The organism is Novosphingobium silvae, assembly GCF_009856825.1.
GTDB lineage: Bacteria > Pseudomonadota > Alphaproteobacteria > Sphingomonadales > Sphingomonadaceae > Novosphingobium > Novosphingobium silvae.
The window spans coordinates 20,663-34,989 of the sequence record NZ_WVTD01000027.1; the positions used below are offsets into that span (position 1 = coordinate 20,663).

The window sequence follows — 14,327 nt, forward strand, 5'->3', positions numbered from 1 at the left end:
TTGCACAGGTGCCCCCTCGTTACTGAAGTTGAACCTTTCCGGGACAATATGGAGACTGATCCAATGCCACAAAATCGCCGATTCCTGCTGGTGCGCAGGCCGCACGGTTCGCCACGGGCGGAGGACTTCGCGCTGGAGACGCAGGCGATCCCGCCGGTGCCGCCGGGCGGCATCCTGGTGCGCAACCACTACGCCTCGCTCGACCCGGCGCAGCGCGGATGGATGGACGACGCCGAAAGCTACATGCCGCCCATCCCGCTCGGCGATCCCGTGCGCGCCACGACCGTCGGCGTGGTGGAAGCCTCCGACAATCCGGACTTCACCGTGGGCCAGTGGGTCATGGGGCTGAACGCGCTGGAGGATTACTCCATCGCCCATCCGGGCGGCTTCACCATGCCGATCGACGTGGACGCGGTGCCTTCGCCCTCCAGCTATCTCTCCGCGCTCGGAGCGGTGGGGCTCACCGCCTACTTCGGGCTGACCGAAGTGGCGAAGCCGCAGCCCGGCGAGACGCTGCTGATCTCGGGCGCGGCAGGTGCGGTGGGCTCGGCCGTGGGGCAGATCGGCCGGATCATGGGCTGCCGCGTGGTGGGCATCGCGGGTGGGCCGGACAAGTGCCGCCGCCTGATCGACGACTACGGGTTCGATGCCGCCATCGACTAAAAGGACAAGGACCACGACGCGCTCGTCGCGGCCATCGCCGAAGCCGCGCCGGGCGGCGTGAACATGGTGTTCGAGAACGTGGGCGGAGCGGTGATGGAGGCGGAAGTCTTCACCCTTGCCCATCACGCGCGCATCGTCCTGTGCGGGCTCATCTCGGAATACAACAGCCCCGAGAAGCTGGGCCTGCGCAACCTGTGGCAGATCCTCGCTCGCCGCGCCACGATCCACGGGTTCCTCATCGCCGACTATGCGCCGCGCTTCGCCGAAGGAGCGGCGCAGATGGCGCAGTGGCTCGCCGAGGGACGGCTGCGCGCCGACGAGGATGTGCAGGAGGGGCTGGAGAACGCCTATCCGGCCTTCATGCGCCTGTTCTCGGGCGCGAACACCGGCAAGCTGGTGCTCAAGATCGCATGACCGCTTGCCGAGGCCCTGACTTTGCGGGGTTGAGCGCAGGAGCGCTGTGAAAAAGGCGGCGGGCGCTCAGGAAAACGGGGCCCGCCGCATTTTTCCCCTGGAGGGAGGGTGAGCAAGGCTCAGAACTGGGTGCGCTTGGTATATCCGTTGTCGACCACGATGTTCGCGCCGGTCATCGCCTTGCAGGTGGGCGAGACGACGAAGGCGATGGCTTTCGCCAGTTCCTCGCCGGTGGTGAAGCGGCCAGACGGCATGTTGGCCAGCGTCGCCTCGTAGAACTCGGGCGCGGCTTCCTTGATCTTGGGCCAGGGGCCGTCCTCGGTCATCACCGGGCCGGGAGTGATGCAGTTCACGCGGATTCCTTCCGGGGCAAGCGCCTGCGCCAGCGAGGATGCGTAGTTCATCACCGCCGCCTTCAGCGCATTATAGGGCTGCACGCCCATGAATTCCTCCACTGCGCCGGCGGAACTGAAGCACACGATCGAGCCGTTGCCCGATTTCGCGAGATAGGGCCGCGCGGCGGCGACACCCCGGCGCATGGGCAGGATGTCCGCCTGCATGACCGCATCCCACGCAGCGTCGGTATCCTCGCCGAGGTTGATCGAGGTGAAGCTGATGAAGATGTCGCAGCCGCCGAGCGCCTCGGCCGCCTTGTCGACGAAAGCCGGGACCGCATCGACCTGCGTTACGTCGAGCGCCTCGCCATAGGACTTCACGCCCGAGGCGGCGACTTCGGACAGCACCTTGTCGACCTTTTCCTGCGAGCGGCCGCAGATGGCGACGTCGCAGCCCTCCTGCGCCAGCACATGCGCCACCGCCCGGCCGATGCCGCCGTTCGCGCCTACGAGAATGGCCCGAAGGCCTTTCAGTCCAAGATCCATGCTTTGCGCTCCTCTTCCACGCGCGTGTCTTCTTGATGAAGGGTGTCCACGCTCGGGCGGGCCGTGGCCACTATTAGTTTGATCAGGAATGGCAGCGCTCCCGCCGTGCTAGCCCCGAACGATGCCGCGACAGGCGAGAGGAGAAGGTGCGATGGGACGTCTTGAGGGAAAACGCGCGGTGATCCTTGGCGCCAGCAGTCCCGACAACATGGGCCAGACCATCGCCCGCCGCCTCATGGCCGAGGGCGCGAGGGTACTGGTCTCGGGCCGCAAGGAGAGCGTGCTCGCCGACTTTGCTGCGCAGCATGACTGCGAATGGGCGCCGTGCGACCTTACCGACAAGGGCAGCGTCGACCGCTTCGCCCATGTTGCGGCGGACAGGCTGGGCGGCATCGACATCGCCGTCAACGCCACCGGCTGGGGGCTGCTCAAGCCCTTCCTCGATACCACCCACGAGGAACTCATGGCAATGACCGTGCTGCAGTACGTGGGGCCTTTCCACTTCTACCAGGCGATGGTGGCGAAGATGGCGCGCAGCCTTGGCGGGCAAGGCGGATCGATCATCCAGATCAGTTCCGCCACCGCCACGATCATGCTGAACGACCACGCCGCCTACATGGGCACCAAGGCCGGCGCGGACCATGTGATCCGCTGCGTTGCGCATGAGTTCGGGCAGGAAGGCATCCGCGCCAACTCGATCTCGCCCGGCCTCACCGACACGCCGATGACGTCGGACGCGAAGCAGGTGCCCGGGCTATTCGACGCCTTCCTGGCGGGCTATCCGCTGGGCCGGATCGGCACCAGCGACGACATCGCTGCCGCGGTGGCATGGCTGGCAAGCGACGAGTGCTTCATGACGGGCGAGAACCTGCAGGTGAACGGCGGGCTGACCTTGCGGCGCAATCCCATGAAATCGGAGATCGACGCCGCTGTCGCGGCTGCTATGAAGGCATCCTGAGTTCATCTTCCTGGGGAGGAAGGGCTGGCGGCGGCGCCCGAGCAGGCGCCGTCGCCGATTCCGCGCCTTTATGGCCTTGACTGAAATAACCATTTAGGTTATACGCCGCAGCATCGATTTTGATCTCAGGGTCACGATCGAACAAGCGGCGGGCCGGGAGCGTGTAGCTGACGCTTCTTCTCTCCCGGCGCGGTCGGCGTTTCGGTCGTGGACACCGGAACAGCCACAAAGGGATGCGTGGACGAAGATGAGGGTATGCCCTCAGGGAAGACGGCATGGGATGCGAGCCCTGCCCGTCACCCCCACGCACCGCACGGGCTCGGCCATCGGGAGTTCTTCATCGCCTCTCCCGGGGCCCTCGGCGAACAAAAGGCCTGAAACCGGCAGTCCTTGCGTGATGCCCGCAAGGAACCCCAGCGCCGACCGCTTCGCCGTCCGCTGAACTTCTCCCCCGGCGTTATCCCGCACTCGCCAGCGGGCAATAAGGCGTGCCTGCCTCAGCCTGCGGAAGAGGACGCCTCCGCCGCCGGCCGCTTCGAGGCGCCTTGCGCCTCCGCCTCCACCAGCGCTTTCACATCGGCGCGCAGCAGGTCCTTGCGCACTTTGCCCGAGGCCGTGCGCGGGAAATCGGCCCTGAATTCGAAGCGTTCGGGTATCTTCTGCCGGGCAAGGCCGCTGCCGGCCACATGCGCGCCGAGCGCCTCCGCCGGTGGGCTTCCTTCCACGATTACATAGGCGCACACCCCCTCGCCCAGCCGCGCGTGCGGCATCGCCACGACTGCCGCTTCGCGAACCTGCGGATGCTGGTGCAGCACGTCTTCGATCTCCTTGGCCGAGATGTTCTCGCCGCCCCGGATAATGAGGTCCTTCTTGCGCCCGGTGATCGTCAGCGCGCCCTCGCGCGTCCTCACGCCAAGGTCGCCGGTCCGGAAATAGCCGTCGGCGGTGATCGCCTCGCGCGTCTGCGCCTCGTCGGCATAGCCCAGCATCATGCCGGGCCCGCGCGCCAGGATCTCGCCCTCCTCACCGTCCGGCAGGTCCTGCCCGGCATCGTCCACCACGCGCACGTCGTAGTCCACGATGGCGCCGTCGGTGGTGGCGGCCAGCGCCTCCGCCTCCGGCCAGCCGAACGTGACGAGCGGCACTTCCGAGGCGCCGAAGACGCGGAAGGCGCGCGCATTGTCGAAAGCGGCGTTGGCGGCGGGGATCAGGTCGGCCGGCACCGCCGCACCCCCGCAGGCGAAGAAGCGCAGGGTCGGCAGGCGCTTGCCCGCAAGCCTTGCAGCCGCTGCCAGCTCGACCAGGAACGGCGTCGCCGCAACCGTGCCGACGGCCCCATGCCGCTCCACCAGCGAAAGCGCCTCGGCCGCGTCCCAGCTTTCCATCAGCACGGTGCGGGTGCCGCAGATGAACGGCGCCTCCAGCCCGTTGGCATAGCCCGAGACATGCGTGACGGGCGAGGGCATGAGCGTGGCCTCGCCCGCCGACAGGCCCCAGTACGCGCCGCTCTCGCGCAGGATACGGGCGATCGAGACATGGCTGTGCAGCACGCCCTTGGGCCGCCCCGTGGTGCCCGAGGTATAGAGCACCATCTTCACCCCCAGCGGATCGACGCGGGGCCGTGCGAAAGCCAGCCCGCGCCCTTCCGCCACGAGCGCGGCGAAATCGTCGTCCCCCTCTCCGCGCACGGTGAACACGAAGTCGAGGTCGGGCAGCGCCTGCGCGATGCGCCGCGCCATCGCCGCATAGTCGAACCGGCGGAAGAGCGCGGGCACGAACACCGCCCTCGCCCCGCAATCCGCCAGCATGAGCGAGACTTCATGGTCGCGGTAGATCGGGACGATGGGATTGACGACGAGGCCCGACATCGCCGCCGCCAGGTTGATCACCATGGCCTCGCGCCAGTTGGGCACCTGGAAGGCGATCACGTCCCCCGGCCTCAACCCCCGCGCATGGAGCGCCGCGCTCAGCGCCTCGGCATCCGCGACGACCTGCCCGCGCGTGACCTCGTGCTCGCCCTCGTACAGCGCCACGAAGCCGGGGTCCGCGTCGGCCAGCGCGGCGGCCTGCTCGGCGATGGTGTGTTCGTCCCACGCCCCGGTACCGGCATAGGCGGCAAGATGCCGCGGCAGCCCCCCCGGTTCGTGTTCAAGCCATGCCCATGCTGGGCTTTTCCTCTCCGTCATGGTGCCATGAGTGCTCCGCCGAGGCGCCGCGGCCAACTGGCCAAAATGCCAAGCGGGCCAGCAAACGAGACACCCTCGCCTATCACCTTGCGCAGGTTGCCGCCATGCCCGCGCTCGCGCAGGATCGCGGCGATAAGAATTCAGCCGGGAGACGGGATGTGGAACGCGTGAAGCGCATTGGCGACGTGGCCGAGATCATGCTCGACTATGTGGAGAACAGGAAGACTTTCCAGACCGACAGGCCGATGCGCGTGCCCACCGGCAGCTATACCGACAAGGACCAGTTCAAGGCCGAGATGGAGCTGGTGTTCAAGCGCGTTCCGCTGATGCTGGCCTTCACCGCCGAACTGCCCAACCCCGGCGACTACAAGGCGATGGACGCCGTCGGCTCGCCCGTGCTCATCAACCGCGACAAGGCCGGCAAGGTGCGCGCCTTCCTCAACGTGTGCTCGCACCGCGGCGCGCCGGTCGCGCCCGAGGGGACGGGCAACTGCTCGCGCTTCACCTGCAAGTACCATTCGTGGACTTTCGGGGCGGACGGCAAGCTGATCGGCATCTCCGAGCCCGGCACCTTCGGCGAGGTGGACAAGAGCCGCATGGGCCTTCGCGAACTGCCCTGCGAGGAGCGGGCCGGCATGATCTTCGTCTGCCTGACGCCCAACGCGCCGCTCGATCTCGACACCTATTTCCAGGGCTTTCTCGAGGACTTCGAAGCGCTCGACTTCGCGAACTGGACGTATCTGGGCAACCGCACGATCGTGGGCGCCAACTGGAAGATCGCTTTCGACGGGTACCTCGAAGGCTATCACTTCAAGTCTCTCCATCCGGAAACGATCTTCCCGCGCACGCCCTCCAACTGCACGCACTACGAGGGGTTCGGGCCGAACATCCGCATCGGCTTCCCGCAGCACTCCATTGCCGAGCAGTTGAAGGATGTGCCCCGCGAACAGTGGGGCAACCGCGAGAACTACGGCTACGACTTCGTGCGCATCTTCTTCCCCAACGTCTCGATCTTCATCGCGCCCGAGATCACGCAGGTCGCCCAGCTGTTCCCCGGGCCCACGCCCGATCGCAATCGCACCGTGCTCAATTACCTGCGCCGCGAACCCGTCCGCGACGAGGCCGACCGGGAAGCGGCGGAAGCGGCGATGAACTTCTTCCGCGACGTCACTTACGAGGAGGACTACGTCATCGGCCTGGAGATCCAGAAAGGCCTGGAATCCGGCGCCCACGACGAACTGACCTTCGGCAGGAACGAGCGCGGCAACCAGTATTTCCACGAGTGGCTGAACTGGTACCTTGAGGACGATGCCTCGGCTCCCGTGCCGCGGATGTGAAACGCATGAACCGGCTGTCGCTCGCCTCCGGCGTGCTGCCCGAGTTCGGGGCCGTCGACGTGATCGAGGCTGGCGCGGCCGCCGGGTTCGACGCGGCCGGGCTCTGGGTCGATCCGGTGGAATGGACCGCCCGCCACACGCGCGAAGCCGCCGCCGCGCTGGCCGCCACGGGGATGCCGGTGCTCGACGTGGAAGTTGTGTGGATCAGGCCCGACACCCCGCTGGACGACCACCGCAAGGTGCTCGACGTCGGCGCCGCGCTGGGCGCGGCCAACGTGCTGTGCGTCTCCTCCCACCCGGACGAGGGCGAGACCGTCGCCCAGCTCGCCGGACTTTGCCGGCATGCCGAGGGTTCGGGCATGCGGGTGGCGCTGGAATTCGGCATCTTCACCAGGGTGGCGACGCTCGGGCAAGCGCTCGCCGTGCTCGACCGGGTAGGCCATCCGATGCGCGCCGTGCTCGTCGATCCGATTCACGTCGACCGTTCGGGCACGCCGATCGCCCAGATCGCCGCGCTCGATCCCGCCTTGCTGCCCTACGCCCAGTTCTGCGACGCGCGGGCGCAGCGCCCCGATCCGGCCGACTTCGACGCCGTCATCACCGACGCCGTCGACCTTCGCGAGCAGCCCGGCGAGGGCGTGCTGCCGCTCGCCGCGCTGATCGAGGCGCTGCCCGCAGGGATACCGCTTTCGCTCGAACTGCGCTCGGCCGCGCTGCGCGGCGCCTTTGCCCACCCGGTCCTGCGCGCAAAGGCGGTGCTCGATGCCGCGCGCAGCTGGATGGAGCGCCTGGCATGAGCGTCACCGTCATAACCCTCCTCAAGCGCCGCGAAGGCATGAGCCCGCACGATTTCCGCGCCTATTACGAAAGCAGCCACCGCAGGATCGGCGAGGCCGTCCTTGCCGGCTATGCCACCCGCTACATCCGGCGCTTCCTGTCGCCAACGGACGGCATCGACGCGCTTTTCGACTTCGACGTGGTGATGGAGATCGACTTCCCCGACGAGCCCACGCGCGATGCCTGCTTCGCGGCGATGCGCGATCCGCAAACGCTGGCGACGATCGCCGCGGACGAGGAGAAGCTGTTCGACCGCAGCCGGACCCGCACGTTCAGCGTGACGGAATGTGCCTCGGCGATGCCGCCGGTGAAGGCCTGACACCGTTAGCGGCATGGCGCCTTGCCTGCGGGCCTCCCGCCGCCTAGGGGCGGTGCATGGCCAAAGCCGACCGCCTTGAACGCCTCGACGCGCGCCGTGCCGACCTGGAGGCGCAGTACACCGACGCGCTGCTAGCGGCGCTGCGCGTCACGGCGGCGGGCAAGTGGGGCCTGTTCGGTCACACCGCCGACAAGGCCACCCGCGCCGCCGCAGCCCCCGTCGTCGCGCATCTCACCGAACTCGGCGAGGAGATCGATGCCATGCGCGAGACATTGTTCATGGAACCCTTCGACCTCCACCGCGAGTTCCTCGCCTCCCGCGGTCCGGTCGATGCGCAGGCCGTCGGGGAGCCCCGGCAAGCCCAGGCCTGGCTCCAGAGACTCGCCGCGCAGTAGGTCGGCCGCAGGACCGTCCGTCACCGGCAACCCCGGCGCCGGCGGGAATGGGTGGTAGGCGGCGCGCCTTTTCCCCCCGGATTTTTGGGTGAGTCGACTCACCTCAAAAGGTGGGCGCCCCGCTCGATGCCCACCTGCCACGGCGGAGAAGATAGTGCACGCGGAGACGCGGAGGCGCGGAAGATGTCCCGCAAGCCGCAGCCTTTCCTGTCCCTGCAAACCCGGCAACAACCGCAGCATCGAAAGAGAAGGCAACATCACCGCAAAAGCCACCTCCGCGTCTCCGCGCCTCCGCGTGACCCGTTCTTCTTGCGCGGCACTTCCGACCTACGGCCGCCATGGGTGGGAAGTGGAAGGGCGGCTTTGGCTTTGCATTGCGGGCGAAGCGGACATCGTGGATACCGTCGCTTCTTGCAGGAGGCGATGATGACTTCGTTCGATCCGTTAGCGCGCCTCGACGCGCAAATGTCTGATGTAAGCGACGTATATGTCGGGGCGGGACAAGATGCCGAAAGCTACATTGGGGGTTTGGAGCGGGCGCTACGCGAGGCCGTCTGCGCCCCGTTCCTTGTGACCGCCACGGTTGACGAGCCCGGATTCCCAAATGCGAATGTTGGTGACACCATCACCGGGCAGTGCGTGGCTCATTCCGAGGGATACTGGCTCGTCTATCAGTCCGAGAATGACAGGTTCATGTGCTTTTGGGGGGCTGACGTGGACAACCTTGGCGCACCCGGCATTTTCGGATCGCCACTCGGCTGCTGGTCGGCCTGAAACGTCCGCTTCCGGGACCGGCCTGCAGCAAAATTACCGGCGATAAGGGGGCAAAATCGGAAAGTCCGCTTTTACAGGCGCACGATGACTTTGCCGATGTTCCTGCCGGTGAGCATGCGCTCGTAGGCGGCGGGCACGTTTTCCAGCCCCTGGGTCTCGTCGAAGCGGACGGCCAGCCTGCCTTCGTCGAGCCAGGTGCGCAGCTGCGGCAGGAACTCGGCGCCGCGTTCCAGGAAGTCGGGGATGAAGAAACCCTCGATCCGCAGGCGCCGCATCAGCACCTGGTCGAACTTCGCGGGCCCCGGCATCGCGACATCGCTGTCGTAGCCCGCGATCATCCCGCAGATGGCCACGCGGCCATAGTGCGCCATGTTGCCGAGCACGGCGTCCAGGATCGGTCCGCCCACGTTGTCGAAGAAGGCATGCACGCCGCCCGGCACCTGTGACAGGCGTGCCGACACGTCCTCGGCGCGGTAGTCGATCGCCATGTCCACGCCGAGCTCGTCGAGGAGGAAGCGGCACTTCTCCGCCCCTCCGGCAATCCCGACCACCCTCGCGCCAAGGTTGCGCCCGATCTGGCAGGCGAGGCTTCCGGTGGCACCCGCCGCCGCCGAGACGGCCAGCCACTCCCCCGGCCTGACCGCCGCCACTTCGCGCACGCCGACCAGCGCGGTCCAGGCGTTCATACCCAGCGCGCCGAAATGCTGGCGCGGATCGGCGACGGTTTCGTCCACCACTTCAAGCCCGGCGAGCGCGGGAACCACCGTCGCCACATCGGCCCATTGCCCGAAGCCGCGCACCCGCACGCCCGGCGGATAGGCCGGGTCCAGGCTCTCGATCACGCGGCCAAGCACGAGACCCACCATCCGCGAGCCCAGCGGCAACGGCGGCTGATAGCCATCGGTGCGCGGGCTCATCCACATGCGGGTGCCCGCATCCATCGACAGCCACTCCACCGCGATGCGCACTTCGCCCGGCGCAAGCGGCGCGCACGCCTCCTCATGCAGGCTGAGGAAGCGCTCGAAGCGCGTGTTGCCTTCGGGATGGCGATCGAGGCGCCAGTAGCGGCACAGCGTCAATTCCCTCTCCTCGTCCCGTGTCCGGACACCCTTGCCCACGGGGTGCCCCCGGCCACCTGTCCAAACGGATAGGGCTATCCCAATGCACAGGGCCGCGCCCCTGCGCGCGCAAGGTAGGCAAGGGACAACAAGAATAACCTCGGGAGATGATCGAAATGCGCCGCGCGCCCTCCATGCTGCTCGCCTCCACAATGCTGACCCTGATCGCGGCCCCCGCGATCGCGCAAGAGGCCGCGCCTCCGGCCCAGGGCGACACCGCGCAGGCCGGCGGCCTCGGCGACATCATCGTCACCGCCCGCAAGCGGCAGGAAACCGCGCAGGACGTGCCCGTCGCCGTCACCGCGATCACCGCCGAGCAGATCGTCACCCGCGACGTCACCAGCGTGGAGAAGATCACCGCCATCGCACCGCAGTTCAGCGTGGGCCGCGACTCAAACGGTTCGGGCGCGCAGCTGACCCTGCGCGGCATCGGCTCGTCCTCCACCTCGATCGGCATCGAGCAGTCGGTCGCGGTCGTGGTGGACGGTGCCTACTATGGCCAGGGCCGCGTAATCCAGGAAGGCTTCTTCGACCTGGCCCGCGTGGAAGTGCTCAAGGGACCGCAGGCCCTGTTCTTCGGCAAGAACGCGACCGCCGGCGTTATCTCGATCACCACCGCCGATCCCACCGCCGCGCCCGAATTCATGATCAAGGGCGGCTACGAGTTCAAGAGCGAGCAGTACCGCGTCGAAGGCTATGCCTCGATGCCGCTGACTGACACTTTGGGCTTCCGCGTCGCTGCGCGCTACACCAAGATGGACGGCGGCTATTATCGCAACATCGCCGACGACATCACCTATACCGAGCTCGACGCCGCCACCGGCGCGCTGACCTCGCACACTGCGACACCTGCCGCGCGCAAGGCACCCGGGGAGGAGGAATTCCTGGCCCGCGCCACGCTGAAGTGGGAGCCGGTCGACCGCCTGACGGTGAGCCTCAAGGGCAGCGTCGACGTCAGCAAGGTAAACAATTCCTCGTGGAACTACGTCGCCTTCCGCTGCGGCAACGGGGACAGCTCGCAGCTCAACGGGTATCCTTGCGAACGCGATTTCGTCACGCACCAGAACAACATGCCCGCCGACATCGCGGCGAACTATCCCTACGCCAAGAGCGACGGATCGCTTTACAACAAGTACCGCTCGGCCAGCGGCACGCTCAACGTGACTTACGATGCAGACCTCCTGCAGCTCTCGTCCGTCACCAACTACCAGTGGAACAACAACCGCTGGACCTGCGCGTGCGATTTCCAGTCCGGCGGAAGCGAGAACGGCATCGGCCCGACCTGGGCCACCGAGAATTCGTCGTGGAAGGCTTTCAGCCAGGAGCTGCGCGCGCTTACCCAGTTCGACGGTCCGTTCAACATGATGGTCGGCGTGCTTTACCAGAAGACCAAGCGCGACTTCGATCAGTTCGTGCTGACCGGCGGCGTCTCCAACTCCGCCGCGCCGGAAGGTTACGAGTATGTCACCTCGGCCAAGGACAGCTTCACCAAAGGCGAGACCATGGCCGTCTTCGGCCAGCTGACCTACAGAATCCTGCCCGATCTCGAACTGGCGGGCGGCGTGCGGTATACCGACGAGACGAAGAACAGCTTCTTCACCCAGCCCTACAACAACCCGCTTCTGACCGGCGTCTTCCGCGATCAGGACGATCCGGACGGGCTTGGGGAGGTCGTGGCGCGCCAGCACTTCCGCAACTGGTCGCCCGAAGCCACGCTGACCTGGAAGCCCACGGCCGACCTCATGGTCTACGGCGCCTACAAGACCGCCTACAAGTCGGGAGGGTTCTCGAATGGGGGGATCAACTCCAAGCTTTCCACCGACCCGACTGCGGACTTGACCTTCGATCCTGAAAAGGCGGAAGGCTTCGAGATTGGCTTCAAGTCCACCCTCCTGTCGAACCAGCTGCGCTTCAACGTGACCGCGTTCAACTACAAGTATTCCAATCTCCAGGTGGACTTCTTCAACTCGCCGATCTTCGCCTTCCAGACGCTCACCGCCGATGCGCGGACCAAGGGCATCGAGGTGGAATGGCAATTCGCGCCCAACGGCATCCCCGGCTTCGACATCCACGGCTCGATCAACTACGACAAGGCGCGTTATACCGACTTCCCGCTGGCGCCCTGCTATGCCGGCCAGACCCCGGCAGAGGGATGCAACCTTGCCGGGAACGCCCGCCAGGACCTTGGCGGTGCGCCGCTTTCGGTGGCGCCCCGGTGGACCGGCAACCTCGGCATCAACTACGAAGTCTCGGTCGGCACCTCCAACAAGCTGGGGTTCAACGTCGATAGCAGGTATTCCGCGAGCTACCTTGCCTCCGGCTTCGGCAACCCGCTGTCACGCCAGGACAAGTTCCTGACGATCGACGCCGGCGTGCGGTTCGGCGCCGAGGACGACAACTGGCAGCTCGCCGTCATCGGCAAGAACCTGACCAACCAGTTCTACGTCAGCGGCGTGGTCGACGGCCCCTCCACCGGCAGCGGCACGGGCACTCCCGGCGGCATCAAGGCCGACCAGCTGGGCTTCGGCACTCTGCCCCGCACCGTCATGGTCGAAGTGACCAAGCGGTTCTGAGACAGCCGGCGGGCGAGCGAGCGAGCGCTCGCCCGGAAGCCCGTTCATCCTTCCCGCTGAAACGAAGAAGGCGGAGCCTCGCGGCCCCGCCTTCTTCGTTCATGTCCTCGTCGGGCTATTCGCGCGGCTCCGTCCCGGCTCACACTCCTTTGGGAGCATGCTGGCGGTTGATGTTGCGGAACGACCGGCTCGCAAAGTACCACCGCCCCTCAATCCTGATGCAGGTGTCCTCGTAGACCCCGCGGTCGCGCATCGTCACGCCATCCTGGTCATAGACCTCCGAGGTGTAGCTGCGCATCGTCGCCCGATCTCCGTCCACCTCGATCGATCCCGGCCAGGCCTCGAACATGATGCCGGGGTAAGCCCTCATCGCCTCGATCCACATGGCGACGATCGCCTCGCGGCCCTTGGTCGTGCCGATCTCGGGATAGTCGGGCAGCGACCACTCCGCGTCGGGCGCCCAGGTCTCGCCCCAGTGGCCCGCATCGCGGCGCGTCACGGCGTCGGCATAAGTCTCGAGCAGTTCACGGATGGCAAGGCGATCCTCGAAAGGTCCGGTGAAGGGCATCTGGCATTCTCCCATGTCGTTTGCGCGTGATGCTAGTGCCTGGACGACCGGCGGAAACCTGTGCCTTGTGGCAGGGCCCCTACTGCGGCACGGGTCTCTCGTCGGGTCCCGGCGGGACATCGGGCACGGCAACTTCGATCATCCCGCCTTCGATCCTCAACGGAAAGGTCCTGAGATCGGCATAGGTTCCGCCGATGCATCGTCCGGTGGCCGCCTCGAAGCGGGCGCCGTGCAGCGGACACATGATCGCGCCGCGCCGCACGCGTCCGGGCGATAGCAGCGCCGCCTGGTGCGTGCAGCGGTCGTTGACCGCGCGCAGTCCTTCCTCGGTCCTGAGGACAAGGACGCTCCATCCCGCAAGCCGCAGGGCCACCTTGCCTTCTTCCGGAAACTCGCTCTCGGCGATCACGGGATGATAGGTTTGCGACGTCGTCGTGCTCATTTCAGCTATTCACCAGCGCTTTCATCCGCCTCTCCAGACCCTTTGCTTACCCGCATGGGACGGGCTGGGAAGGCTGGCCTAAACGCTAGGTTCGCCCGCGCGCAGGCGTGGCCACACTCCTGCGCAAACAAGCGGGACCAGGATCGATGAGCATGACACCCGAAGAGATGACCGAGTTCGTGGACCGCCTATACGCGACGTGCGCCTCTGGCGACTGGTCGGCGGTGGAGGACATGCTGACGGAAGATTTTGCGGCGCACGAGGCGGATGCCTTGCCGATGGCTGGCACTTACCGGGGCAAGGGCGGTCTGCGCGAGCTGTTTACTGTCGTGATGGGGATGGTGGACGTCGCGGGCCTGGAGCGGCGCGATCTGGCGCTCGGGCGGGACTGTGCGATCGCGGTGCTGACGATGCGCTTTGCCGATCCTTCGCTGGCCCCGGCGGAGCTGTGCGAGATGATGGTGTTTCGCGGCGGGCTGTGCTGCGAGATCCGGCCGTACTACTACGATCCTGCGGTGTTTCACGCGGCGGTCGTGGCGAAGGCCGGCGCGCTGGCGTAGGGGCCGGCGTATTGTTTTGGTGTATGGTTGCGGGGGCAGGATTTGAACCTGCGACCTTCAGGTTATGAGCCTGACGAGCTACCGGGCTGCTCCACCCCGCGTCACCGATTTGGGGCTGAGTGTCAGCCCGGGAAGCTTTGTTGTCTGTCCAGTTCGACTGCGTCGACCTGGACGGCGGGCTGCTCCACCCCGCGTCACCGTTTTGGGCTGAGTGTGTCAGCCTGCAAAGCGTTGGCCTTGGCGTTGCAAGGCATGCAAAAAGGGGGCTTTGGCCCCCCTGATGCGTTTGTCATTGTGATGGG

Annotated in this window: 13 protein-coding genes, 1 tRNA gene and 1 pseudogene; 9 read left to right on the plus strand and 6 right to left on the minus strand. The window is 66.6% G+C overall.

Annotated elements, in window-relative coordinates; all coding sequences use genetic code 11:
• Positions 1 to 63 precede the first annotated feature (63 nt).
• Positions 64 to 1,077 (plus strand): annotated as a pseudogene (locus GR702_RS20175) (NADP-dependent oxidoreductase).
• 119 nt (positions 1,078 to 1,196) lie between these two features.
• Here the strand turns inward: GR702_RS20175 and GR702_RS20180 are convergent.
• Positions 1,197 to 1,958, minus strand: a complete 762-nt coding sequence (locus GR702_RS20180) for an SDR family NAD(P)-dependent oxidoreductase (protein ID WP_160987358.1) — start codon at positions 1,956 to 1,958, stop codon at positions 1,197 to 1,199.
• A gap of 151 nt (positions 1,959 to 2,109) precedes the next feature.
• On the opposite strand from GR702_RS20180, the gene GR702_RS20185 reads away from it, so the two are divergent.
• Entirely contained in the window at positions 2,110 to 2,916 is an 807-nt protein-coding gene (locus GR702_RS20185) for an SDR family NAD(P)-dependent oxidoreductase (RefSeq protein ID WP_160987359.1), read from the plus strand.
• 497 nt (positions 2,917 to 3,413) lie between these two features.
• Here GR702_RS20185 and GR702_RS20190 read toward each other — a convergent pair whose 3' ends face one another.
• Positions 3,414 to 5,102 (minus strand): AMP-binding protein, encoded by a 1,689-nt coding sequence (locus GR702_RS20190; protein ID WP_160987360.1) that lies wholly within the window; start codon positions 5,100 to 5,102, stop codon positions 3,414 to 3,416.
• A 158-nt stretch (positions 5,103 to 5,260) separates the two neighbouring features.
• On the opposite strand from GR702_RS20190, the gene GR702_RS20195 reads away from it, so the two are divergent.
• The 5 genes from GR702_RS20195 to GR702_RS20215 all read left to right on the plus strand — a co-directional run bounded on the left by GR702_RS20195 (position 5,261) and on the right by GR702_RS20215 (position 8,764).
• Positions 5,261 to 6,439 carry an SRPBCC family protein gene (locus GR702_RS20195; RefSeq protein ID WP_160987361.1) on the plus strand — a complete coding sequence of 393 codons (1,179 nt, stop codon included), beginning with the start codon at positions 5,261 to 5,263 and terminating at the stop codon, positions 6,437 to 6,439.
• 5 nt (positions 6,440 to 6,444) lie between these two features.
• Positions 6,445 to 7,236 carry a sugar phosphate isomerase/epimerase family protein gene (locus GR702_RS20200; protein WP_160987362.1) on the plus strand — a complete coding sequence of 264 codons (792 nt, stop codon included), beginning with the start codon at positions 6,445 to 6,447 and terminating at the stop codon, positions 7,234 to 7,236.
• Positions 7,233 to 7,595 (plus strand): EthD domain-containing protein, encoded by a 363-nt coding sequence (locus GR702_RS20205; protein ID WP_160987363.1) that lies wholly within the window; start codon positions 7,233 to 7,235, stop codon positions 7,593 to 7,595. Before GR702_RS20200 ends, GR702_RS20205 begins: the two co-directional genes overlap by 4 nt.
• A 56-nt stretch (positions 7,596 to 7,651) precedes the next feature.
• Positions 7,652 to 7,990 (plus strand): hypothetical protein, encoded by a 339-nt coding sequence (locus GR702_RS20210; RefSeq protein ID WP_160987364.1) that lies wholly within the window; start codon positions 7,652 to 7,654, stop codon positions 7,988 to 7,990.
• A 426-nt stretch (positions 7,991 to 8,416) separates the two neighbouring features.
• Positions 8,417 to 8,764: a hypothetical protein gene (locus tag GR702_RS20215; protein ID WP_160987365.1), complete on the plus strand. Its 348-nt coding sequence runs from the start codon at positions 8,417 to 8,419 to the stop codon at positions 8,762 to 8,764.
• Between the two features lie 71 nt (positions 8,765 to 8,835).
• Here GR702_RS20215 and GR702_RS20220 read toward each other — a convergent pair whose 3' ends face one another.
• Positions 8,836 to 9,843, minus strand: coding sequence for an NADP-dependent oxidoreductase (locus tag GR702_RS20220; RefSeq protein WP_160987369.1), 1,008 nt, complete (start codon positions 9,841 to 9,843; stop codon positions 8,836 to 8,838).
• 155 nt (positions 9,844 to 9,998) lie between these two features.
• Between GR702_RS20220 and GR702_RS20225 the strand changes: the two genes are divergently transcribed.
• The gene (locus GR702_RS20225) at positions 9,999 to 12,455 is read left to right on the plus strand and encodes a TonB-dependent receptor (protein WP_160987370.1); all 2,457 of its coding nucleotides are present in this window, start codon (positions 9,999 to 10,001) and stop codon (positions 12,453 to 12,455) included.
• A gap of 139 nt (positions 12,456 to 12,594) precedes the next feature.
• Here GR702_RS20225 and GR702_RS20230 read toward each other — a convergent pair whose 3' ends face one another.
• Complete coding sequence (locus GR702_RS20230) at positions 12,595 to 13,023, minus strand: nuclear transport factor 2 family protein (protein ID WP_160987366.1); 429 nt, start codon at positions 13,021 to 13,023, stop codon at positions 12,595 to 12,597.
• A gap of 79 nt (positions 13,024 to 13,102) precedes the next feature.
• On the minus strand, positions 13,103 to 13,465 hold the full coding sequence (locus GR702_RS20235) for a Rieske (2Fe-2S) protein (RefSeq protein WP_160987367.1): 363 nt from the start codon (positions 13,463 to 13,465) through the stop codon (positions 13,103 to 13,105).
• Positions 13,466 to 13,611: 146 nt separating this feature from the next.
• Here GR702_RS20235 and GR702_RS20240 point away from each other — a divergent pair, with 146 nt between their 5' ends.
• Complete coding sequence (locus GR702_RS20240; RefSeq protein ID WP_337192655.1) at positions 13,612 to 14,025, plus strand: nuclear transport factor 2 family protein; 414 nt, start codon at positions 13,612 to 13,614, stop codon at positions 14,023 to 14,025.
• A gap of 24 nt (positions 14,026 to 14,049) precedes the next feature.
• On the opposite strand, the gene GR702_RS20245 is transcribed toward GR702_RS20240, so the two are convergent.
• Positions 14,050 to 14,126: transfer RNA gene (locus GR702_RS20245), tRNA-Met, on the minus strand.
• Between the last annotated feature and the right edge of the window lie 201 nt (positions 14,127 to 14,327).

Bases quoted from the DNA above. Each gene is read 5' to 3' on its own strand.
- GR702_RS20180 (WP_160987358.1), bottom strand. From the start codon at position 1,958: ATGGATCTTGGACTGAAAGGCCTTCGGGCCATTCTCGTAGGCGCGAAC.
- GR702_RS20185 (WP_160987359.1), top strand. From the start codon at position 2,110: ATGGGACGTCTTGAGGGAAAACGCGCGGTGATCCTTGGCGCCAGCAGT.
- GR702_RS20190 (WP_160987360.1), bottom strand. From the start codon at position 5,102: ATGACGGAGAGGAAAAGCCCAGCATGGGCATGGCTTGAACACGAACCG.
- GR702_RS20200 (WP_160987362.1), top strand. From the start codon at position 6,445: ATGAACCGGCTGTCGCTCGCCTCCGGCGTGCTGCCCGAGTTCGGGGCC.
- GR702_RS20205 (WP_160987363.1), top strand. From the start codon at position 7,233: ATGAGCGTCACCGTCATAACCCTCCTCAAGCGCCGCGAAGGCATGAGC.
- GR702_RS20210 (WP_160987364.1), top strand. From the start codon at position 7,652: ATGGCCAAAGCCGACCGCCTTGAACGCCTCGACGCGCGCCGTGCCGAC.
- GR702_RS20215 (WP_160987365.1), top strand. From the start codon at position 8,417: ATGACTTCGTTCGATCCGTTAGCGCGCCTCGACGCGCAAATGTCTGAT.
- GR702_RS20225 (WP_160987370.1), top strand. From the start codon at position 9,999: ATGCGCCGCGCGCCCTCCATGCTGCTCGCCTCCACAATGCTGACCCTG.
- GR702_RS20230 (WP_160987366.1), bottom strand. From the start codon at position 13,023: ATGCCCTTCACCGGACCTTTCGAGGATCGCCTTGCCATCCGTGAACTG.
- GR702_RS20235 (WP_160987367.1), bottom strand. From the start codon at position 13,465: ATGAGCACGACGACGTCGCAAACCTATCATCCCGTGATCGCCGAGAGC.
- GR702_RS20240 (WP_337192655.1), top strand. From the start codon at position 13,612: ATGAGCATGACACCCGAAGAGATGACCGAGTTCGTGGACCGCCTATAC.